22 protein-coding genes are annotated in these 20334 nt (G+C 71.5%); 16 read left to right on the top strand and 6 right to left on the bottom strand.

The window, feature by feature from the left end:
• The first annotated feature begins 53 nt into the window (after window positions 1-53).
• Window positions 54-557 carry a hypothetical protein gene (locus AW272_RS07605; protein WP_157518425.1) on the top strand — a complete coding sequence of 168 codons (504 nt, stop codon included), beginning with the start codon at window positions 54-56 and terminating at the stop codon, window positions 555-557.
• On the opposite strand, the gene AW272_RS07600 is transcribed toward AW272_RS07605, so the two are convergent.
• Entirely contained in the window at window positions 508-1902 is a 1395-nt protein-coding gene (locus AW272_RS07600; RefSeq protein WP_066362118.1) for an amidase, read from the bottom strand. The two genes, AW272_RS07605 and AW272_RS07600, sit on opposite strands and share 50 nt — an antisense overlap.
• Window positions 1903-2041: 139 nt before the next feature.
• On the opposite strand from AW272_RS07600, the gene AW272_RS44855 reads away from it, so the two are divergent.
• Entirely contained in the window at window positions 2042-2905 is an 864-nt protein-coding gene (locus AW272_RS44855) for an SEC-C domain-containing protein (RefSeq protein ID WP_066362114.1), read from the top strand.
• Here the strand turns inward: AW272_RS44855 and AW272_RS07590 are convergent.
• Window positions 2902-3507 carry a TetR/AcrR family transcriptional regulator gene (locus AW272_RS07590; RefSeq protein WP_066362113.1) on the bottom strand — a complete coding sequence of 202 codons (606 nt, stop codon included), beginning with the start codon at window positions 3505-3507 and terminating at the stop codon, window positions 2902-2904. The genes AW272_RS44855 and AW272_RS07590 overlap by 4 nt on opposite strands.
• 96 nt (window positions 3508-3603) lie before the next feature.
• Here AW272_RS07590 and AW272_RS07585 point away from each other — a divergent pair, with 96 nt between their 5' ends.
• Complete coding sequence (locus AW272_RS07585) at window positions 3604-4740, top strand: FAD-dependent monooxygenase (RefSeq protein WP_066362110.1); 1137 nt, start codon at window positions 3604-3606, stop codon at window positions 4738-4740.
• On the opposite strand, the gene AW272_RS07580 is transcribed toward AW272_RS07585, so the two are convergent.
• The gene (locus AW272_RS07580) at window positions 4702-5541 is read right to left on the bottom strand and encodes a helix-turn-helix transcriptional regulator (protein WP_066362589.1); all 840 of its coding nucleotides are present in this window, start codon (window positions 5539-5541) and stop codon (window positions 4702-4704) included. The genes AW272_RS07585 and AW272_RS07580 overlap by 39 nt on opposite strands.
• Before the next feature lie 103 nt (window positions 5542-5644).
• Here AW272_RS07580 and AW272_RS07575 point away from each other — a divergent pair, with 103 nt between their 5' ends.
• Complete coding sequence (locus AW272_RS07575) at window positions 5645-6406, top strand: SDR family oxidoreductase (RefSeq protein WP_066362108.1); 762 nt, start codon at window positions 5645-5647, stop codon at window positions 6404-6406.
• Window positions 6407-6500: 94 nt separating this feature from the next.
• Complete coding sequence (locus tag AW272_RS07570) at window positions 6501-7361, top strand: hypothetical protein (protein WP_066362106.1); 861 nt, start codon at window positions 6501-6503, stop codon at window positions 7359-7361.
• Here the strand turns inward: AW272_RS07570 and ybaK are convergent.
• Together ybaK and AW272_RS07560 are read right to left on the bottom strand one after the other, a co-directional pair.
• Window positions 7358-7849, bottom strand: coding sequence for a Cys-tRNA(Pro) deacylase (ybaK, locus tag AW272_RS07565; RefSeq protein ID WP_066362104.1), 492 nt, complete (start codon window positions 7847-7849; stop codon window positions 7358-7360). The two genes, AW272_RS07570 and ybaK, sit on opposite strands and share 4 nt — an antisense overlap.
• Before the next feature lie 9 nt (window positions 7850-7858).
• Window positions 7859-10492, bottom strand: a complete 2634-nt coding sequence (locus AW272_RS07560; RefSeq protein ID WP_083958092.1) for a CHAT domain-containing protein — start codon at window positions 10490-10492, stop codon at window positions 7859-7861.
• A gap of 95 nt (window positions 10493-10587) precedes the next feature.
• On the opposite strand from AW272_RS07560, the gene AW272_RS07555 reads away from it, so the two are divergent.
• Window positions 10588-11838 (top strand): S8 family peptidase, encoded by a 1251-nt coding sequence (locus tag AW272_RS07555; protein WP_157518424.1) that lies wholly within the window; start codon window positions 10588-10590, stop codon window positions 11836-11838.
• Window positions 11839-11892: 54 nt separating this feature from the next.
• Window positions 11893-12342: a hypothetical protein gene (locus AW272_RS07550; RefSeq protein WP_066362101.1), complete on the top strand. Its 450-nt coding sequence runs from the start codon at window positions 11893-11895 to the stop codon at window positions 12340-12342.
• Here AW272_RS07550 and AW272_RS07545 read toward each other — a convergent pair.
• Entirely contained in the window at window positions 12339-13916 is a 1578-nt protein-coding gene (locus tag AW272_RS07545; protein WP_245657258.1) for a dolichyl-phosphate-mannose--protein mannosyltransferase, read from the bottom strand. The two genes, AW272_RS07550 and AW272_RS07545, sit on opposite strands and share 4 nt — an antisense overlap.
• Window positions 13917-14052: 136 nt before the next feature.
• On the opposite strand from AW272_RS07545, the gene hisD reads away from it, so the two are divergent.
• The 9 genes from hisD to hisF all read left to right on the top strand — a co-directional run bounded on the left by hisD (window position 14053) and on the right by hisF (window position 20126).
• Window positions 14053-15357 (top strand): histidinol dehydrogenase, encoded by a 1305-nt coding sequence (hisD, locus tag AW272_RS07540; protein ID WP_066362099.1) that lies wholly within the window; start codon window positions 14053-14055, stop codon window positions 15355-15357.
• Window positions 15354-16433, top strand: a complete 1080-nt coding sequence (locus AW272_RS07535; protein WP_157518448.1) for a histidinol-phosphate transaminase — start codon at window positions 15354-15356, stop codon at window positions 16431-16433. The genes hisD and AW272_RS07535 overlap by 4 nt, the downstream gene beginning before the upstream one ends.
• On the top strand, window positions 16430-17020 hold the full coding sequence (gene hisB / locus AW272_RS07530) for an imidazoleglycerol-phosphate dehydratase HisB (protein WP_066362094.1): 591 nt from the start codon (window positions 16430-16432) through the stop codon (window positions 17018-17020). The genes AW272_RS07535 and hisB overlap by 4 nt, the downstream gene beginning before the upstream one ends.
• Entirely contained in the window at window positions 17017-17169 is a 153-nt protein-coding gene (locus AW272_RS41845) for a CG2302 family histidine operon protein (protein ID WP_157518423.1), read from the top strand. The genes hisB and AW272_RS41845 overlap by 4 nt, the downstream gene beginning before the upstream one ends.
• Window positions 17170-17266: 97 nt before the next feature.
• Entirely contained in the window at window positions 17267-17911 is a 645-nt protein-coding gene (gene hisH / locus AW272_RS07525) for an imidazole glycerol phosphate synthase subunit HisH (protein WP_066362090.1), read from the top strand.
• The gene (locus AW272_RS07520) at window positions 17908-18246 is read left to right on the top strand and encodes a hypothetical protein (protein WP_066362088.1); all 339 of its coding nucleotides are present in this window, start codon (window positions 17908-17910) and stop codon (window positions 18244-18246) included. Before hisH ends, AW272_RS07520 begins: the two co-directional genes overlap by 4 nt.
• A gap of 4 nt (window positions 18247-18250) precedes the next feature.
• Window positions 18251-18973 (top strand): bifunctional 1-(5-phosphoribosyl)-5-((5-phosphoribosylamino)methylideneamino)imidazole-4-carboxamide isomerase/phosphoribosylanthranilate isomerase PriA, encoded by a 723-nt coding sequence (priA, locus tag AW272_RS07515; RefSeq protein ID WP_066362086.1) that lies wholly within the window; start codon window positions 18251-18253, stop codon window positions 18971-18973.
• Entirely contained in the window at window positions 18970-19359 is a 390-nt protein-coding gene (locus AW272_RS07510) for a RidA family protein (RefSeq protein ID WP_066362083.1), read from the top strand. Before priA ends, AW272_RS07510 begins: the two co-directional genes overlap by 4 nt.
• Complete coding sequence (gene hisF / locus AW272_RS07505) at window positions 19356-20126, top strand: imidazole glycerol phosphate synthase subunit HisF (protein WP_066362081.1); 771 nt, start codon at window positions 19356-19358, stop codon at window positions 20124-20126. The genes AW272_RS07510 and hisF overlap by 4 nt, the downstream gene beginning before the upstream one ends.
• The last annotated feature ends 208 nt before the right edge of the window (window positions 20127-20334 follow it).

Raw genomic sequence — 20334 nt, 5'->3', positions numbered from 1 at the left:
CCGCCAATGCTAACGGCGCGGCCCGCCTGGTCTAGGTAGGTACCATCGTGACGGTGCGGCCTGTGAAGTACTTCGGTGGGACGGTTCTGATCCTGGCGGTGCTGGGCGTGCCGGCGGGATTCCTGTGGTCGGCGCTGGCCCCTCGCACCCGTTATGTCCTCTACGAGGGCGTGTGGCGGGTGGCCGATCCCAACACCCAGGCGCTCATCGCGGCCGACGGCTATTTCGCGTTGATCACCGCGACCATCGGGGTGGTGGCGGGGCTGATCGCGTACAGGAAGGCGGGCGAAGACGGGCTGCCGATCGTCCTCGGGCTCGCGGCCGGCGGGCTGGCCGGGTCCTTCGTCGCGTTTCTCATCGGGTCGTCGATGGGGGGCGAGATCGTCCGGGCCGCGACGTCGGCGGGGGAGTTCGCGACCCGGGATCTGCTGGGGGTGACGGCCAAGGGCGTGCTGGTGTTCTGGGCCGCGCTCGCGGCCGGGATGTACTGGGCGCGCGAGTTCGCGGTCACCTACCGGGAGCGTAAAGCGGCGGACGAGTCGATCCCGCCTTTGTGACCTGCTCGAACGCGTGGCCGACCTTGAGCACGCCGAGGTCGTCCCAGGGGCGGCCGATGATCTGCACCCCCACCGGCAGGCCGTCTGAGGTGAAGCCGCAGGGGACCGACAGGGCCGGGACGCCCAGCACGCTGATCAGGTAGCAGGAGCGCATCCAGGCCAGGTAGTCGGGCATGGTGAGGCCGTCGACCTCACGTACATAAGGATCTTCGACCGGGAACGGCGGGACCTGGCTGACCGGGGCGATCAGGTAGTCCCAGGTGCCGAAGAAGCCGGTCACGCGGTGCCAGAGGCGGGTGCGCAGCTTCTCCGCCTTCGCCAGGTCGGCGCCGGTGACCTCGCGCCCGCGCTCGACGTTCCAGCGCACGTTCTCGCCGACGCCCGGCAGGTCGCCGTAGGTGGCCAGATACCACCAAGCCCGATATGTACGGAATGCCTCATCGGCCCCCGCCAGATTGAGATCGGCGTGCTCGACCGTGGCGCCCAGGCCCTCGAAGACCGTCGCGGCCCGCGCGGTCACCGCGGCCGTCTCCCGGTCGACGGGGAGCCCGCCGAGGGTGGGGGAGAAGGCGATCCGCAGCCCGCTGACGTCGCTGTCGAGCGACCCTCCGAAGATCGACGGATCCTCCTGGATCGACAGCGGCGAACTCGGGTCGGGCCCCGCGATGGCGGTCAGGAAAAGAGCCAGGTCCTGTACGGTCCGCGCCATCGGCCCCGACACCCCCAGCGTGAACCACGCGGCGATGGTCGACTTCGACGGCACCCGGCCGGGCGTCGGGCGCAACCCCACGATGTTGCAGAAGGACGCCGGGTTGCGCAGCGAGCCGCCCATGTCGGAACCGTCGGCCAGCGGGGTCATCCCGGAGGCCAGCGCCGCCGCCGCGCCGCCGCTCGACCCGCCCGCCGACTTCGTCAGGTCGTAGGGGTTGCGGGTGGCGCCGAAGACCTCGTTGACGGTGTGGGAGCCGGTGCCGAACTCGGGTGTGTTGGTCTTGCCGATCATCACCCCGCCGGCGTCGCGGACCCTTTTGACCACCAGATCGTCGGTCGTCGGCACGTGGTCGGCGAAAATCGCCGACCCGAAGGTGGTCCGGACGCCCTTGGTCGACACCAGATCCTTGTGCGCGACCGGAAGCCCGTGCAGCGGCCCCCGCCACGGCCCCTCGTCGAGTTCTCTCGCCCGGTCGAGAGCCCGTTCGGCGGTGACCGTCACGATGGCGTTGACCTGGGGGTTGACCGCCTCGATGCGGTCGAGGTGAGCCTGGGTGACCTCGGCCGCGCCGATCTCCCGCGCACGCAGCAGGGCCGAGGTCTCCGACGCGGTGAGATAGTGCAGTTCCGTCACCGGGGTCACGATATCCGAGCGGCCGGAGGCGGGCCCCCGCGCCGCCGCCGACCGTGTGATCCAAAATTACGCCCGGGGGTATGCCCGTTTCGTCCTCCGTGAAGGTGAACCTGGGCTACGCCCTCGGTAGGGTGCGATCGTGCTTCCGGACCATCTCTTCAGCCCTCTCGACCTCGACGCCGCGCTCGAGCGCGCCTACGACCGGGGTGAGGAACGCGCCGCCTGGGAACTCCTCGCCGACGCCCTGATGGACCCGAGGGCCCGGGGTGACCGCCGCATCCCCGCCTATGTGGTGGAGCTCATCGACGACTACACCGTCGACGGCTGGGAGCAGGACACCCTGGACCTCCTGCACGACCTCATCGGCGTCGAGCCCGCCCTGAGCGGCCCTCTGCGCGCCCCGATGGCCGAGCTCCACGGCCAGCTCGGCGACTCCGCGACGGCCCTGCGCCTGCTGCGCACCCGGCGCACCGAGCTCGGCCGCCTGCCCGACGAGGAGCGCGACGAGGAGTTCTACCCGGCCGCCGCGATGATCGCCGGCCCGTTCGACTCCGCCTTCGCCGCCGACCTCCTCGACGAGGCCCTGCGGCTGGCGCTGAACCTGGGCCGCCCGCCCGCGACGCTCCGCTACCTCGATCTGCTCCGCCGCCGCTTCGGCGGCCCCGGCCCGCTGTCCGACCAGGTCGAGGCCCTGGCCGCGACCGAACCGAAGGCGCCGAAGACGACCCAGCCGGTGATCGAGAAGAAGCCGACCGTGCGGCTGCCGTATGTGCCCGGCGACGACCTCCAGGCGCTGGAGGCCCGGTTCAAGAAGGCCGACCTGGAGACCAGGGTCGCGGTCGTCCACCTAGGGGATGACGCCCCCGCCTCGGAGGAGGAGCGCCTCGAACTGGTCGCCGCCACCGACCCCGACGACGACATCGCCTGGCCGCCGGGCCGCAACGACTCGTGCTGGTGCGGGTCCGACCGCAAATACAAGAAGTGCTGCGGGTCGCCCGTCTAGCTCGGACCGGCGAGGCCGTGGAGGAGGAGCCGCGTGACGGTGTCGATCACCTCGTCGTCGGAGCGGCCGGAGTCCGGATCGCCGCCCAGTAGGGCGTAGGCGAGCATCGACAGCATTCCGCCCATCGCCGCCGCGACCAGTTCCGGGTCCCCGGGCAGGGAGTGCCCCTCCTGCCGCAGGTGCTCCAGGTGGTCGCGGAGCATCCGGGTGTCCTCGGTCAGGCGCCGCCAGCTCTGGCCCGCGCGAGGGCCCGCGGTCATCGCCTGTTCGAATAGGGCGGTCATGACCGGACGGTTGTCGCGCATCAGGAACCAGGCCACCGCCAGATGTTCGCGGAGCTGGTCGCGGTCCGTCAGGTCGTGGGGCGGGTGGTCCTCCTGGGCGAGCTGGTCGTGCGCCTTGCCGTGCATGTCGGCGAGCAGTGCCTGGAGCAGGTCGTCCTTGCTCGCGAAGTGGTCGTAGAAGGAACCCGTCGCCCGCCCGGCCGCCGCCGTGATGTCGGTGATCTTGGTGTTCAGATAGCCGCGCTCCGTGAACTGCCGCAGCGCGGCCTCTTTCAGGGCGGCCTCGGTCTCGGCCGCCCTCGCCTTGCGTACTCCCACCGGTCCTCTTTCTTGACGTCGTCGTCGCGGCGACAGCATACTGAACTCGATTTCACCGAATGGAGATTCGGTGAATGTTGATTCAGGGGGTGCGGCATGCGGGTGACGGTGGTGGGTGGCGGGGTCGCCGGGGCGGCGAGCGCGATCGCGCTGAGCCGGGTCGGGGCTCAGGTGACGGTCCACGAGGCGTATGAGGATCCCGGCGGGACGGTCGGGTCGTATCTCAGCCTGTCGGTCAACGGGCTGCGCGCCCTCGACGCGCTCGGGTGCCTGGACGCGGTGCGGAGAGCGGGATTCCCGGTGGACCGGCAGCGCATGTGGTCCGGGCGGGATCGGCCGCTGGGCGACGTGCCGCGCGGGCGGCGGTCGGGCGACCCGCTGCGGAGTGTGACGCTGATGCGTGCCGATCTGGTCAGGGTGCTCCGGGAGGAGGCGGCGCGAGCCGGGGCCCGGATCCTCCTCGGCAGCCGGGGCTGCGGCGATTCACCGGCCGATGTCGTCGTGGGAGCCGACGGGATCTGGTCGGCCACCCGCCGGGCGCTGGACCCCTCGGCTCCCGAGCCTCGTTACGCGGGTCTGTACTCGATCTCCGGGGCCACCGACGGGCCCGTCCGGCTGCCCGGGGAGCGGCCGCAGGGTTTCAACATGGTCTTCGCGCGACGCGGAGCCTTCATCTACCTGCCCGCCCCCGACGGCACGGTGTGGTGGTCCGCCCAGGTCGCCGCGGCCGATCCGCCGCCCGACCTGGCCGCCGTCGGCCTGGCGGAGCTGGCCGGGCTGTTCCGGACCGAGAAGACGCCGCTCGCGGTGCTCCGCGCCTCCTCGGCGGTGACCGCGTCCACCCTGCTGCACGTGCTCCCTCCGGTGACCCGCCGCCACGACGACCGCACGGTGCTGGTCGGCGACGCGGCCCATCCGGTCGGCGCAGGGCAGGGCGCCTCGATGGCGATCGAGGACGCCGTCGCCCTCGCCCGCCAACTTGCTGAGGCGGAGACCGTCCCGGCGGCCCTGGCGGCCTTCGACCGCTTGCGCCATGACCGCACGGGCAAGCTGGCCAAGACGGCGGCCGCCAACCGGGACGCCAAAACGGCGGGGCCCCTGGCCGCGCGGCTCCGGGAGATCATGATGCCGCTGTTCTTCGACCGCTTCTACGAGAAGGCCACCGGCTGGCTCTACGACCACGACCCCGGACGGCTAGACGGAGAAACGCTCGTGGCCGACGACCGCCAGTAGCTTCAGTTTCTCGTCGCCCTCGCTGCGCGGTGGAGCGGTCAGGACCAGCAGGGCCTGTGACTGGTCCTCGGTGAACAGGACCTGGCAGTCGAGCTCGATCGGCCCCAGCTGTGGGTGGATCAGGATCTTGTGGTCCTCGAAACGGCGGGCCACCTCGTGGCGCTCCCAGAGGTCCGCGAACTCGGGGCTGGCCTTCTGGAGGGCCCTGACCAGCTCGCCCGCCCGGGACTTCGGGCCCATCGTCCCGTACGCCGCCCGCAGGTTCGCCACCATCGCGCGACTCTGGCGGTCTCGGTCGTCCTCGGGGTAGACGTGGCGTTCGCCCGGGACGGTGAACCAGCGGTAGACGTCGCTGCGGGCCAGGCCCGTGTGGGCCGACCGGTCGCCGAACAGGGCCTGGGCCATCCGGTTGGCGACCAGGGTCTCGCCCAGGTTCGACAGGATCAGCGCGGGGGTGTCGTCGAGGCGGTCGAGGACCCGGAGCAAAGCGGGCGCCACGTGGGTAGAGCCGGTGACGCTCTCGGGGGCGGTCCGGCCGGCCACCCGGAACAGGTAGTGGCGTTCGTCGCCGGTCAGGCGCAGCGCCCGGGCCAGGGAGGCGAGCATCTGCTCGCTCGGCTGCGGGCCGCGGCGCTGTTCGAGCCTCGTGTAGTAGTCGGTCGACATCAGCGCCAGCGCGGCGACCTCCTCGCGGCGCAGTCCCGGGGCGCGGCGGCGGGCGCCCTCCGGCAGCCCCACGTCTTCGGGGCGCAGGGCCTCCCGGTGGCGGCGGAGGAAGTCGGCGAGGGCTGAGCGGTCCACGTACACCAACCTATGCCGGGCCGGAAAACGGTAACCAGGGATCGCCGATCCCCCGACAAGCGCTCTCTGCACCTTTCCCGGCCTTCGGGGAAGAGTCGGAGCCATGGACATCACCGGAAACACCGTCTTCATCCCCGGCGCCACGAGCGGCATCGGCCTCGCCCTCGCCAGGGCGCTGCGCGACAAGGGCAACACCGTGATCGTCGGCGGGCGCCGGTCCGAGCGCTTCGAGCAGCTCGCCGCGGAAGGGTTCGGCACGGTACGGGTCGACACCGCCGACCCGGCGAGCATCGAGCAGGCCGCGAAGGAGGTGCTCCAGGCCTACCCGCGCCTGAACGTGCTGGTCACGATGGCCGGAATCATGCGGGCCGAAGACTGGACCCGGCCCGAAGGGTTCCTCGCCACGGCCGAATCGGTCATCACGACCAACGTCCTCGGCCCGATCCGGCTGATCGCCGCCTTCATCGACCACCTCCGGAGCCAGGATGACGCCACGATCGTCACCGTCTCCTCGGGCCTCGCGTCCGTCCCGCTGAAGGTCACTCCGACCTACAACGCCTCCAAGGCCGCGATCCACATGCTCAGCGAGTCGATCCGCCTCCAGTACGCCGGCACCTCGGTCAAGGTCGTCGAGCTGGTGCCGCCCTCGGTCCAGACCGAGCTGATGCCGGGCCAGCAGGACAACGAGCACGCCATGCCCCTCGACGAGTTCATCGCCGAGACCATGGCCCTGCTGGAGTCACAGCCCGACGCGAAGGAGATCCAGACCGAGCGGGTCAAGTTCCTGCGGAACGCCGAGATCCGCGGCGACTACGACCACGTCGTGACTGTGCTCAACGCCACAGACCCGCACGCGGACAAATAATTGAAGTTTCAGTCACCAGAAGAGTCAGCAATCATTACTCTCCTTGACCGTGATAGATCAGGAACTCCCCATAGATGAAGCAAGAAATCGGGATATGCCGGAAGTCCGGCCTGCCGAGGAGAACGACGACCGCGGCAGCGTGATCAGCCTGCTCGAGCGGATCGCCTCGGTCGTCCTCCCGATCGGCGTCGCCCTGTACGCCGTCCTCTACCTCGGCATCGAGGAGATCTACGCCACGTTCGGCATCAACCCCCAGCAGGCCGGCATCGACCAGTCCGTCCTGTTCAGCCGCCTCATGAGCACGCTGGTCCTGGTGATCCTGCTCGGCATCCCGCTGCTCGGCCTGCTCGTCGGGCTCGGCTGGCTGGTGAACGTCGTGACCCTCGGCACGGCCGGGCGCGTGGTGAGCTGGATCAGGTCGCAGCCGTGGGTGGCCGGGCTGATCGCAGCCCTGTGGTGCGGGGCGACGTACTGGGGCTTCTACAACTTCTTCGCCGACCTCGACCTGACGATCATGGTCGTCATCGCGGTCGGCCTGGGCCTGGTGGCCTTCCTGGTGCCCTTCCAGCTCCTGCGCCGCAGGCCCGCCGGCCGGGCTGGGCTGAAGGTGCTCATCGGCGGCCTGACCGGCCTCGGGCTGGGCTTCCTGCTCATCCTGAACCTCGCCTCGGCGGCGCAGACCATGCGCGAGACCGGTCAGGCGAACCTCCTGCTCAGCACCGTCGGCTTCCAGGACCAGTGGGCGATCCTGACCGACAAGGAGAAGGGCACGCCGCTCTACGACGGCCGCTGGATGATGCTCCTCGGCGAGCGGGAGGGCACCTATCTGATCTACGACTGCGACATGATGGAGACCATCCGCCGCCCGATGGAGTCGGCGGTCCTCACGCAGGTGCAGCTCGACCCCGAGCGCGAAGAGGGCTTCGCGTGCGGCACCCTGGCCGAAGAAGGCTAGAGCTTGCCGATCTCCGCGGTGATGGCGCTCGTGAGCGTCACGAGGTTGGCTGGGGCCGTCTCTATCTGGAGACCCCGGCGACCTGCCGAGAAGTAGATCGTCTCGAAGGCCAGCGCGGACGCGTCGACCACGGTCGGCAGCCGTTTGCGCTGGCCCAGCGGGCTGATGCCGCCGACCACGTAACCGGTCACCCGCTCGACCTTGACCGCGTCGGCCATGGCCGCCTTCTTGCCTTTCAGCGCCGCCGCGAAGGCCTTCAGGTCGAGTTTCCCGGCCACCGGCACCACCGCGACGGCGAGACCGGCCTCGGTCTCGGCGACCAGGGTCTTGAAGATCCGCTCGTAGGGCACGCCCAGCGCGTCGGCGGCCTCCTCGCCGTAGGCCTGCGCGTTCGCGTCGTGCTCGTAGGGGTGGAGGGTGAACTCGGCACCGGCCTTGGCCAGCGCCACCGTCGCGGGGGTTCCCTGCCCGCCTTTCGTCTTCGCCACCCGATCACCTTAGAGGCCCGCGTCGGCGCCGATGCAGACGAACCCGGCCGCCGTGACGTCGTCGCCCGCGTCGTGCTGGGTCTGGGCCAGCGCGGTGGCGGCGGGCAGCCCGGCGGCGAGCCGTTCGTGCAGGGCGATCATCAACGGCCGGGTACGGGCGTCCGGCACCGGCACCATCGACGCGACCACGCACCGCGTGCCCAGGGCCAGGAAGGTCGTGCTGAGCCCGAGGAGCTCGTCGCCCGCCTTGACCACCGAGCGCCCGCTCTCACAGGCGGCCAGCACGACCAGCTTCGGCGCGATGCGCAGCCGTTCGAGGTCGTAGACGGTCAGCGGGCCGTCGGACAGCTGGAGGGCGGAGAACAGCGGGTTGGCCGCGTTGACGCGGCCGTGGGCCGCCAGATGGGCCAGCCGGGCGCCGTCGAGCGCGGCCAGGGTCTCCTCCGCGCCGCCCTCGACCGGGGTGACGCCGTGGATGGCCGCGACCTCGGCGACCTCCGCCGCCGCGTCGGGCAACCCCGGCCCGGCGACCGCCACGATCGGCCCCGCGGCGCCCTCGCCGGTCGGCGCGGCGGCCTTGCGCCACAGCGCCGCCGACGGCGACACGGCCACCGGACGCCCCGCGCACGACGGCAGCACCGGCCAGGGGAGCCCCTGCAGCGGGCCGGTCGGCACGATCACCAACGGCTGGTCGCCGAGGCCCAGCGGCTGGAGCAGCAGCGTGTCGAGGCGCGCGGCGGCGTGCCGCAGCATCCGGGCCGCCGCCGACGAACCGCCCCGGGTGTCGCCCGACCGGGCCAGCCGGCGCAGCGCGAACGGCACCCGCTCGACCAGGTCCCGCACCGGTCCCACCGGCCCCAGCGCGGTCAGCCGCGATCGTCCGCCGATGACCGTGACGGCGTGCAGCACCCCGTCCAGCAGCACGAACTCGACCAGCGCCCGATCCTCCAGCAGCGGCGCGAGCGACCGGACCACGCCGGGGGCCCGCCCGGCCTCCGGCCGCTGCGGCGCGCCCGCCTGGGCGCGGATGTAGTCGCGGATGCGGCGCTCCAGCAGGGCCTGCCGGTCGGTGACCGAAGGGTCCCTGGACGTCCGCGCGTCGGTCGCCACCGCCCGCAGCTCGGTCAGGTGCTCGGCCAGCCAGGGATCGTCGGGGGGCAGGACACGGCGCATCAGCAGGTGGCTCGCCCGCCCCTGCTCGGCCCACCCGAGCACCTGCGCGGGACCGCCCCGGTCGAGGGCCATCCGCAGCCCGAGCTCGGCCAGCTCGACCCGGAACTCGGCCGAATGGGCCCGCAGGTCGGTCGCCCCGAGCGCGGCCCGATGCTCGTCGAGCAGCCGCAACCCCCGCCGCACCGCCGCCGAAGCCCCGCCCGGATCACCGACGGCCAGCCTGCGTAAGGCCTCGGCCTGCCAGCCACGCACCCGAAGCAGGGCGGGCCCCCGATGCCGGAACCGCGCGGCGACGGCGAGCAGCTCGAGCGCGCGAGCCCGAGCCCCTCGGGCCGTCGGCGAACCGGCGCCGGGTCTCCAGGCCAAGGCCAGGCGGGCTCCCAGCAGCCTGGCCTCCACCGACGCGGCGGTCCAGCCCGCCTCGGCCAGTTCCTCGGCGACGGCCTTGAGCCGGGCCACCGACACTCCCGGATGCCCGGCCGCCAGCCGTGACCGCAGCACCACGAACGAGGCCAGGGCCCGCCACTCCGGTCGTTGCTGGGCGCCGAACTCGCGGGCCGCCCGGCGGGCCGCCTCGACCGCCTGTTCGTGATCGCCGTCGAGGGTGGCCGTGCGGGCGAGAAGGAGGCGTACCTCCGGAAGGACGATCGCCCGCCTGCGGCGCCGCAACTCCCCGACCGCCTCCTCGGCGGCGGCCCGCGCCTCGGCGGTCAGGCCCACCGACAGCAGGAGCTCCGACCGGTCGCTCAGCAGCCACCCGAGCTGGTGGGTACCCAGCTCGCGGAACCGGGTCTCGGCCAGGTCGAGATAGCGCAGCGCGCCCGGTACGTCCCCCCGCACCCCCCGCACCCAGCCCAGGTTCAGCCGCACCACCGCGAGCGACAGGTCCAGCCCGAGGTCGGCGCACAGCTCCTCGGCCTCGTGGAAGTCGGCCTCGGCCAGGGCGAACTCGTGGCGGTAGCCGTACACGATCCCGCGGTTGGACAGCACCCGCTGCAGCCAGACGTGATCCTGGGCGCGCCGCAGGACCGGGACGGCCTGCCGGTAGGACGCCAGCGCGTCGGCGTGCCGCCCCAGGTGGTTGAACACGGCGGCGCGCTGCGCCTCGGCCCGCCCCCGGAGCTCGCCGTGCAGACCGGGCAGCAGCGCCTCGAGATCGGACAGGGCCTGCCGGGGCCGCCCGCGCATGCTGGTCACGAACGCCATCCGGATGTGCGCCTCGGCCGCCAGTTCGGGGGAGCCCGCCCGGTCGGCGGTCCGGATCGCCGCGCGCAGGTGCCGGGCCGCCGTCGCCAGGTCGTCGAGGTGGACGGCCGCGATGCCGAGCGCCCGTTCGGCCCGCGACAGCGCGACGAGATCGTTGCGGTCCCTGGCGGCGGAGGCGACCGACGCCGCGACGATCACCGCCCGGCTCGGATCGGCCTCCGCGAGCATGAGCGCCGCCCGCGCCGGATCCTGGATCGTCGTCACCCGGGGCAGTTTCTCATTCGATATTCGCCGGGGATGTATCAAACCGGTGAGTGCCCGCTCATCAATCGGAAGTGGACATCATCAAGGGAGATCCCATGCCTTTCACCGACTCGGGCGGCGTGTTCCGCAGCGACACCGAGGCCTGGAAGGTCGACCAGCTCGTGGTCGACCTTCGATATCGGACACTCGTCCAGAAAAGCCTCACCGAGCTGACCGGCCACACCTGGCGGGAACTCGACACCAGCCCCGAACTCGGCCTCGCCCTCTGCGAGCTCCCCGACCTGGCCGCCATCGAACAGACCCTCATCTCCGGCTACCTGGCGGGCGTCCGCCGGTCCCGGGAGGGCCAGTACAACCCGGATGACCCGATTCCGGCTCTCGATCTCGTTCTGTACGCCCTCCGCACCTCCTTCGAGGAGAAATACGACGGCTGGTCGCCCCCGATGGCCAAGAACCGGCTGCTCGACGGTGTCCAGGGCTCCCCGTACACGGGAGGTGGCCGCCCCGACGAGCTCGTCCCGGCCGTCCACCTCGACCTGACCCGCTCGACCGCGCCGGGCATCGGCACGCACATCGGCATCCTCGACTCCAAGATCGTGCCCCACCCCGAACTGGAGGGCCGCTTCCTGGCCTCCGCCAAGGACATCTACTCGGGCGCCGCGCCGCACCCGGCGCCCGTCGGGCACGCCACCTTCGTCGCCGGGGTCATCCTCAAGCACGCCCCCGACGCGGTTCTCGTCATGCGGTCGATCCTCGACAACAGGGGCGTCGAGGTCTCCTCATGGACGGTGGCCAAGGCCATGGTGGGCTTCCTGAGGACCGACGTGCGCGTGATCAACATGTCGTTCGGCTGCACCACCCACGACAACCGGCCGCCGACCGTGCTGGAGCGGGCGGTCCAGCGCCTCGCGCCCTCGATCGTGCTGGTCGCGGCGGCCGGAAACCACGGCAGGCCCTCCCAGAAACGCAAGCTGATGGGGATCACCGAGGTCACCCCGGTCTGGCCGGCCGCCTGCACCGACGTGATCGCCGTGGGCGCCCGGGGGGCGGAGTTCAGCCCGAAGGTGCCGTGGATCAACGTGCTGGCCGACGGCCTCGCGGTGACCAGCACCTACCTCTCCGGCGAGGTCGAGATGTACGAGCGGAACCTGGACGGCGAGGTGGCCGTACAGGACAAACAGCAGTTCGACGGGTACGCCACCTGGAGCGGCACCTCCTTCGCCTGCGCCGCGGTGGTCGGCGAGATCGCCGCGCGGGCGACGGCCCAGAACCTGTCGGCGCGCGCGGCGGCCGACCTCATCGTCGCCGACGCCGCTGACGAGGTGCTCGCCGAGCTCAGCCTGTAGTGTCCAGACGGGCCGTCCGCCTGCGGCCCGCGGGCACTGAGGGAGGAGACAGCCATGCGTGACGACGCCCTCATGGAGGAGCTGGCGGTGGTGCTGCGCGCCGCCGACCAGGCGCCTCCCGGGCTGGTCGAGATGGGCAGGGCGATCTACACCTGGCGGCTGGTCGACGCCGAGCTGGCCGAGCTCAGCTACGACTCCGCCACGGCCGGCGCGCCGGGGCCGCTGGTCCGGGCCGAAGAGGTGGCCGCGCTGCGCGATCTGGCGTTCCAGACCGGCTCGGGGCTGCTGATCGAGCTCGGCGTCACCGGCGACGCGCTCCAGGGCCAGTTCGACCCGCCGGTCGCCGGGGAGATCCACGTCGTCACCGGCGCGGGGCCCGGTCCGGGCGTCCCGGTCGACGAGGTGGGCGGGTTCACCATCCGCCCGATCCCGCGCGGCCGGTTCCGGCTCCAGTTCCGGGGCGCCGAACTCAACGTGGTGACCAGCCCCATCACCATCGGTTAGTCGCCGGCGGGCGGCACCCACGACGAATAGAGCAGCCGCGCCCGCCAGCCGTCGTAGGTGATCGTGTCGCCGGTCAGGATCGGCTGCAGCCAGGCGAAGTTGGCCAGCACCAGCAGCGCGAACACGCCGACCGCGACCGCGCCCCTCGACCGGCGGGCGGGGCTCGCGTCCCGTTTCCCGAGGGCCAGCCCGGCCACCAGGGTCAGCGCCAGGATCATGAACGGCACCATCGGCAGGGCGTAGAACTGGTACATCGTCCGGTTGTCGACGATGGCGTAGTAGAACCAGGGGACCCAGCCGGTGGCGTAGCCGAGCAGCGCCGCCCCGGCCCGCCAGTCGCGCGTCGCGGTGTACCAGGAGAGCATCCCGACCATCGCCGCGAGCCCGGCGAACCACAGGATCGGGGTGCCCGCCGCGTAGATCGCCGACGAGCACGACTCGGCCCCGCACCCCGTCGGCGAGCTGTAGTGCAGCAGCACCGGCCGATACTGCAGCGGCCACTGCCACGGCTCGGTGGCGTAACTGTGGCCCGAGGCCAGCCCGGTGTGGAACGACAGCGCCTGGAGCTGATAGCCCACCAGCGACCTGATCGAGTCGAAAACGAAGAACGCCCACCCGTGGTCGGTGGCCTGCGCCCAGTTGCGCGCCCAGCCGCGCTCACTGGCGAACCATCCCGCGTACGACACCACATAGACCACGACAGGAACGACCCACATCCAGGCGACGCCGAGCGGCAGATCCTTGCTGAGATGCCCCCGGTACGGCCTGCGCAGCCCCAGCGACCGCCGCGCCCCCGCGTCCCAGCACAGCGTCAGGATCAGGAACGTGACGACGAAGAACGCGCCCGTCCACTTGGTCGCCGTCGCCGCGCCCAGGCAGAGCCCGGCCGCCAGCCGCCACGGCCGCCACCCGAGAGCGGGCCCGAAGTCGTCGAGGATCGACCGGGCGTGCCACCCGGCCAGCTTCGCGCGCATGTGGTCACGGTCGGTGACCAGGCAGGCGAACGCCGCCACCAGCCAGAACGACAGGAAGATGTCGAGCAGCGCGGCCCGCGACATGACCATGTGCATGCCGTCGACCGCCAGCAGGAGCCCGGCGAAACAGCCCAGCAGCGTCGACCGGGTCATCCGGCGGGCGGTGCGGGCCAGGATCAGGATCGACAGCGTCCCGACGACGGCCGCCATGAACCGCCAGCCGAACGGGTTGATCCCGAACATCCACTCGCCGAGCGCGATCGTCCACTTGCCGAGCGGCGGATGCACCACGTAGTCGGCGCACTCGGCGACCTTCGCGCAGGCCCGGAACACCCCGTCGCCCCCGGCCAGCAGCGGGACGTCGGGTTTGTCGACGCTCTTGGTCTCCACGCCGAAGCGCAGCAGCGACAGCGCTTCCTTGGCGTAGTAGGTCTCGTCGAACATCACCTCGTGGGGCTTGCCGAGGTTCCAGAACCGCAGGATCCCGCCGAGGACCGTCACGATCAGCGGCCCGAGCCATCCCCACAGCACGCTGCCGGGCTGCGGCGGCACGAGCCGGTCGCGCGCCGGAGCCGGGAGGGGTGGGGAGAGCGTGGTCACCCGACTCATCTTATTGACGGCATAAGCCGGGATCGCTCCACTCGTTGTGAAGTGAATGGCTTTTGTGGTTGGTGCCCCGAATGTCCGCATGATGGACATCGCGGGATTCCGGACCGGGCGTCCGTAGACTGTTCGGGTGATTTCCCGTATCGACCTGCGCGGGCCCCTTCCGGGGAACCTGCGCGACGTGCTGCCCCGCGCCGAGCTCGACGTGGAGACCGCCCTTTCGAAGGTGCGGTCCATCTGCGAGGAGGTGCGCCATAAAGGCGCGGAGGGCGTGCGGGAGCTGACCCATCGTTTCGACGGCTTCGACCTCCCGACCGCCCGCGTCCCCGTCGAGGCTCTGGGGAAGGCTCTGTCGGAGCTCGATCCGACGGTCCGCGCCGCTCTCGAAGAGGCCATCCGCCGCACCCGCCTGGTCCACCGCGACCAGCGCCGCACCGACGTCACCACGACCGTGGTCCCGGGTGGCACGGTCACCGAGCGCTGGATCCCGGTCGACCGCGTGGGCCTCTACGCGCCCGGCGGCCTGGCCGTCTATCCGTCCAGCGTGATCATGAACGTGGTGCCCGCCCAGGAGGCCGGGGTGCCGTCGATGGCGGTGGCCTCACCGCCCCAGGCGCCTGACGGGCTGCCCCACCCGACGATCCTGGCGGCCTGCGCGCTGCTCGGGGTCGACGAGGTCTACGCGGTGGGCGGGGCCCAGGCCGTCGCCATGTTCGCGTACGGCACCGAAGACTGCCCCGCCGCCGCCATGGTCACCGGGCCGGGCAACATCTGGGTCGCGGCGGCCAAACGGCTGCTCAAGGGCCGCATCGGGATCGACGCCGAGGCCGGTCCGACCGAGATCGCGGTGCTCGCCGACGCGACCGCCGACCCCGTCCACGTCGCCGCCGACCTGATCTCGCAGGCCGAGCACGACACGCTGGCCGCCGCCGTCCTGGTCACCGACTCGGTCGACCTGGCCGACGCGGTCGAGCGCGAGCTCAAGGCCCAGGTCGCCCGCACCAAGCACAGCGAGCGGATCACCGAGGCGCTGGCCGGCCGGCAGTCGGGCATCGTCCTGGTCTCCTCGATCGACGACGGGATCAAGGTCGTCGACGCCTACGCCGCCGAGCACCTGGAGATCCAGACGGCGGACGCCGCCCTGGTGGCCTCTAAGATCAGGAACGCTGGCGCGATCTTCGTGGGGGCGCACGCACCCGTCTCGCTCGGCGACTACATGGCCGGGTCGAACCACGTGCTGCCCACGGGCGGCTGCGCCTGTCACTCCTCGGGTCTGTCGGTGCAGACGTTCCTCAAGGGCGTCCACGTCGTCGACTACAGCCGCGAGGCGCTCGCGGAGGCCGCGCCGCTGGTGTGCGCGCTGGCCGACGCCGAAGACCTGCCCGGCCACGGCGCCGCGATCCGCGCCCGGTTCGATTGGGAGATCCCCAGCTGATGACCACGCTCGACGACCTGCCCATCCGCGACGACCTGCGCGGCAAGCACCCCTACGGTGCGCCCCAGCTCAACGTGGCGGTGCAGCTCAACACCAACGAGAACCCCTACCAGCCGTCCGAGGCGCTCCTCGACGACCTGGCCCGGGCGGTCCGCCAGAGCGCCGCGACGCTGAACCGCTACCCCGACCGCGACGCGGTCGAGCTGCGCAAGGACCTGGCCGACTACCTCGGCCACGGCCTGACCGCCGGCCAGTTGTGGGCGGCGAACGGCTCCAACGAGATCCTGCAGCAGGTGCTCCAGGCCTTCGGCGGTCCCGGCCGGTCGGCGATCGGCTTCGAGCCCTCCTACTCGATGCACCCGATCATCGCCTCCGGCACCAGCACCAGCTGGATCGAGGGCGGCCGGGAAGAGGACTTCTCACTCGACCCCGACCGCGCGGTGGCCCTCATCGAGGAGCACCGGCCCGACGTGGTCTTCCTGACCTCGCCCAACAACCCGACCGGCACCGCCCTGCCGCTGGCGGTGATCGAGCGGGTCGTCGCCGCCGCGCCGGGCATGGTCGTCGTCGACGAGGCCTACTTCGAGTTCGCCCGTACGGGCACCCCCTCGGCGCTGTCGCTGCTGCCCAGGCACCCGCGGCTGATCGTCACGCGGACCATGTCCAAGGCGTTCGCGATGGCCGGGGCGCGGGTGGGCTATCTGGCCGCCGACCCGGCGGTGGTCGACGCGCTGCTGCTGGTCCGGCTGCCCTACCACCTGTCGACGCTGACCCAGACCGCCGCCCGGGTGGCTCTCGCGCACCGCGACGATCTGCTCGGCACGGTCGCCGCGCTGCGGGCCGAACGCGACGCGACCGTGACCTGGCTACGGCAACGTGGCCTGTCCGTGGCTGACTCTGACGCCAATTTCGTGCTATTCGGTAAGTTTCCGGATCGCCACCAAGTGTGGGAAGACGTCCTCAGCCGCGGCGTCCTGATCCGGGAGACCGGTCCGGCCCAGTGGCTGCGGGTCTCGATCGGCACCAGCGAAGAGATGGCGGCGTTCCGCGCCGCCCTGGAAGGGGTCCTCTCATGAGGGTCGGACGCATCGAACGCACGACGAAGGAAACGTCCGTCCTGGTCGAGATCGACCTCGACGGCACCGGCGAGGTCGAGATCGCGACCGGGGTCGGCTTCTTCGACCACATGCTCAACCAGCTCGGCAAGCACGGTCTGTTCGACCTGACCGTCAAGACCGAGGGCGACCTGCACATCGACGCCCACCACACGATCGAGGACACCGCGATCGCGCTCGGCGCCGCCCTGAAGCAGGCCCTGGGCGACAAGTCGGGCATCCGGCGGTTCGGCAGCGCGTCCTGCCCCCTCGACGAGGCGCTCGCCGAGGTCACCGTCGACCTCTCCGGCCGTCCCTACCTCGTGCACAGCGAGCCCGAGAACATGGCCCCGATGATCGGGCCCGACTACGACACCACGATGACCCGCCACATCCTGGAGTCGATCGTCGCCTCGGCCTCGATCTGCCTGCACGTCCGCGTCCCCTATGGCCGCAACGCCCACCACATCGTCGAGGCCCAGTTCAAGGCCCTGGCACGGGCGCTGCGCGCGGCCACCGAACTCGACCCCCGGGCGACCGGGGTGCCCAGCACCAAGGGTGTGCTGTGAACTTCTCCGCCAGTGCCATGATCTTCATCGGCCTCTTCCTGATCGGCGGGGTGTGGTCCTTCGCCCGCCAGAAGCTGAAGCTGGCCGCGGTGGTGACCGGCGCGCTGTCCGTGCTGGCTTTTACGGCGGGGGTGATGTGGTGGCAGTGACATCGGCTGAGCGCGCGCCGGCCGGGTTTGGTGCGCAAGTGGCCCCGCAGGCGATCGGCGATCTCGCTGCGCCGGCCCTGACGACGGGGGTGCTCTGATGGGAGCGGGCAAGAAGGTCGTCGTGCTCGACTACGGTTCGGGCAATCTGCGTTCGGCCGAGCGGGCGCTGGCCCGGACCGGCGCCGATGTCACGGTGACGTCCGACTTCGACGAGGCGTTGAACTGCGACGGCCTCGTGGTGCCCGGCGTGGGCGCGTTCGCGGCCTGCATGACCGGTCTGCGGGCGGTGCGCGGCGAGCAGATCGTGGCCCGCCGTCTGTCGGGCGGCCGTCCGGTGCTGGGCATCTGCGTCGGCATGCAGATCCTGTTCGAGAAGGGCGTCGAGCACGGCGTCCACACTGAGGGCTGCGGCGAGTGGCCCGGCACGGTCGAGCGGCTGGAGGCGCCCGTGCTGCCCCACATGGGGTGGAACACGGTCACCGCGCCCGGCGACTCGGTCCTGTTCGCCGGCCTCGACGCCGACACCCGCTTCTACTTCGTCCACTCCTACGGCGTGCGCGAATGGGAACTCGTGCCCGGCGACGGCTTCAAGGCGCCGCTGGTCACCTGGGCCACCCACGGGACGTCGTCGTTCGTGGCCGCCGCCGAGAACGGCCCGCTCATGGCCACCCAGTTCCACCCCGAGAAGTCGGGCGACGCGGGGGCCACCCTGCTCGCCAACTGGCTGAACACCCTCTCATGAGCAAGGAGCGGGCCATCCGCCGGGCCGAGAGGGAGGCCGAGAAGGCCCGCCTGGCGGAGGAACGGGCCCGCCGCGAGGCCAGGTCGGCCCGGCTGCGGGACCTGCGCGGCCGGATCACGGCCGTGCTGCCCAAGCCGGTCAGAGTGGCCCGGCAGGGCGGAGTGCTGGCCCGGCGCCGCCGCGCCCAGAACGCGGTCATGGCCATGCTGTTCGTGCTCGTCCAGGTCATCGCCTGGCTGACGCTCGGCACCGTGATGGCCAGGCTCGCCGTGCTGGCCGTGTCCATCCTGATCGTTCCGGTGCTCGTCACCGTTCTCTTCGACCGGAGGTCCTGAACAGATGTCACTCGTGTTGCTCCCCGCCGTGGACGTGGCCGATGGCCAGGCGGTCCGCCTGGTGCAAGGCGAGGCGGGCTCGGAGACCTCGTACGGCGACCCGCTCGCCGCCGCCCTCGCCTGGCAGGACGCCGGAGCCGAATGGATCCACCTCGTCGACCTCGACGCCGCCTTCGGCCGTGGCTCCAACCGTGAACTGCTCGCTGAGGTGACCGCCAAGCTCGACGTCCAGGTCGAGCTGTCCGGCGGCATCCGCGACGACGCCTCCCTGGAGGCCGCCCTCGCCACCGGCTGCCGCCGCGTCAACATCGGCACCGCCGCCCTGGAGAACCCGGCGTGGTGCTCCAAGATCATCGCCGAGTACGGCGACCGCATCGCCGTCGGCCTCGACGTCCGGGGCACCACCCTGGCCGCCCGCGGCTGGACCCAGGAGGGCGGTGACCTCTGGGAGGTCCTCGACCGCCTGGAGTCCGACGGCTGCCCCCGCTACGTCGTCACCGACGTGACCAAGGACGGCACCCTGCGCGGCCCGAACCTCGACCTGCTGCGGGAGGTCTGCGCCCGTACCGACAAGCCGGTCATCGCCAGCGGGGGCGTCTCCAGCCTCGACGACCTGCGCGCCCTGAACGGCCTGGTCGGCATCGGCGTCGAGGGCGCCATCGTCGGCAAGGCCCTCTACGCCCAGGCCTTCACCCTCGAAGAGGCACTTGCGGCGGTGAGGGCATGACCGAACCTCTGACGCGCATCTCCTCCGGCGGTCCGTGGGAGGAGCGCTACGGATATTCGCGCGCCGTCATCGCCGGGAACCACGTTTTGGTCTCCGGCTGCACCGCCACCATCGGCGGTGAGGTCCAGCACGTCGGCGACGCCTACAACCAGACCCTCACGGCTTTCGGCGTCGCGCTCGACGCGCTGGAGAAGGCCGGGGCGTCGGTGACCGACGTCGTCCGCACCCGCCTGTTCGTGGTCAGCCAGGACGACTTCGACGCGGCCGGCGCCGCCCACGGCGTGTTGTTCGGCGAGGTCCGCCCGGCCTGCACCTCCGTGCGCGTGGCCGGCCTGATCGACCCGCGCATGCTGGTCGAGGTGGAACTGGAGGCCTACCGGTCATGACCGTGGCCGTGCGCGTGATCCCGTGCCTGGACGTCGACGCCGGCCGGGTCGTCAAGGGCGTGAACTTCGAGAACCTGCGCGATGCCGGAGACCCGGTTGAGCTGGCCAGACGCTACGACGCCGAAGGCGCCGACGAACTGACCTTCCTCGACATCACCGCCTCCAGCTCCGACCGCTCGACCATGTACGACGTGGTCCGGCGGACGGCCGAGCAGGTCTTCATCCCGCTGACCGTGGGCGGGGGAGTGCGCACCAACGACGACGTCGACCGCCTGCTGCGCGCCGGCGCCGACAAGGTCGGCATCAACACCGCAGCAATCGCCCGCCCCGAGTTCCTGCGTGAGGCGGCCTGGCGGTTCGGTTCGCAGTGCATCGTGCTGTCGGTCGACGCCCGGCGCGTGGTCGACGGCCCGCCCACCCCGTCCGGCTTCGAGGTGACCACTCACGGTGGCCGCAAGGGAACCGGCATCGACGCCGTCGAGTGGGCCGCACGCGGCCAGGAACTCGGCGTCGGCGAGATCCTGCTGAACTCGATGGACGGCGACGGCACCAAAGACGGCTACGACATCGAGATGATCAAAGCCGTGCGGGCAGCCGTGACGGTGCCGGTGATCGCCTCGGGCGGGGCGGGGACGCTCGAGGACTTCCCGCCGGCCATCGACGCGGGGGCCGACGCGGTCCTGGCGGCGAGCGTCTTCCACTTCGGCGAACTGAAGATCGGCGAAGTGAAGAACACCCTGCGCGAGGCGGGCCACCCCGTCAGGTAGGGCTTTCCGCTGAGGGCCGGGCGGTCACGCCCGGCCCTTTGTGCTGCGGCGGCCGTTGTCCCGAAATTTCGGGACAACGGCCTTCTGTCGCGCTGCGACCGCGTTCCTGAATCGGCCGGTTCTACCCCGGGCCGGACCTCGGTCAGTTGGCTTCGCAGGACCGTGCGTTTGGCCGCGACGCGCGGTCGGCCTCGTGTTCGGTTGCCAC

Origin of the sequence: Herbidospora mongoliensis (assembly GCF_001570545.1) — a bacterium.
GTDB lineage: Bacteria > Actinomycetota > Actinomycetes > Streptosporangiales > Streptosporangiaceae > Herbidospora > Herbidospora mongoliensis.
The sequence above is the reverse complement of the archived record's forward strand: the minus strand, read 5'-3'. Positions and strand labels throughout refer to the sequence as shown.

Excerpts from the sequence above, each read along its gene's own strand:
- AW272_RS07585 (WP_066362110.1), top strand. The coding sequence starts at position 3,604 with ATGCGGGTGACGGTGGTGGGTGGCGGGGTCGCCGGGGCGGCGAGCGCG.
- AW272_RS07575 (WP_066362108.1), top strand. The coding sequence starts at position 5,645 with ATGGACATCACCGGAAACACCGTCTTCATCCCCGGCGCCACGAGCGGC.
- AW272_RS07570 (WP_066362106.1), top strand. The coding sequence starts at position 6,501 with ATGCCGGAAGTCCGGCCTGCCGAGGAGAACGACGACCGCGGCAGCGTG.
- AW272_RS07555 (WP_157518424.1), top strand. The coding sequence starts at position 10,588 with ATGCCTTTCACCGACTCGGGCGGCGTGTTCCGCAGCGACACCGAGGCC.
- AW272_RS07550 (WP_066362101.1), top strand. The coding sequence starts at position 11,893 with ATGCGTGACGACGCCCTCATGGAGGAGCTGGCGGTGGTGCTGCGCGCC.
- hisB (WP_066362094.1), top strand. The coding sequence starts at position 16,430 with ATGAGGGTCGGACGCATCGAACGCACGACGAAGGAAACGTCCGTCCTG.
- hisH (WP_066362090.1), top strand. The coding sequence starts at position 17,267 with ATGGGAGCGGGCAAGAAGGTCGTCGTGCTCGACTACGGTTCGGGCAAT.
- AW272_RS07520 (WP_066362088.1), top strand. The coding sequence starts at position 17,908 with ATGAGCAAGGAGCGGGCCATCCGCCGGGCCGAGAGGGAGGCCGAGAAG.
- priA (WP_066362086.1), top strand. The coding sequence starts at position 18,251 with ATGTCACTCGTGTTGCTCCCCGCCGTGGACGTGGCCGATGGCCAGGCG.
- AW272_RS07510 (WP_066362083.1), top strand. The coding sequence starts at position 18,970 with ATGACCGAACCTCTGACGCGCATCTCCTCCGGCGGTCCGTGGGAGGAG.
- hisF (WP_066362081.1), top strand. The coding sequence starts at position 19,356 with ATGACCGTGGCCGTGCGCGTGATCCCGTGCCTGGACGTCGACGCCGGC.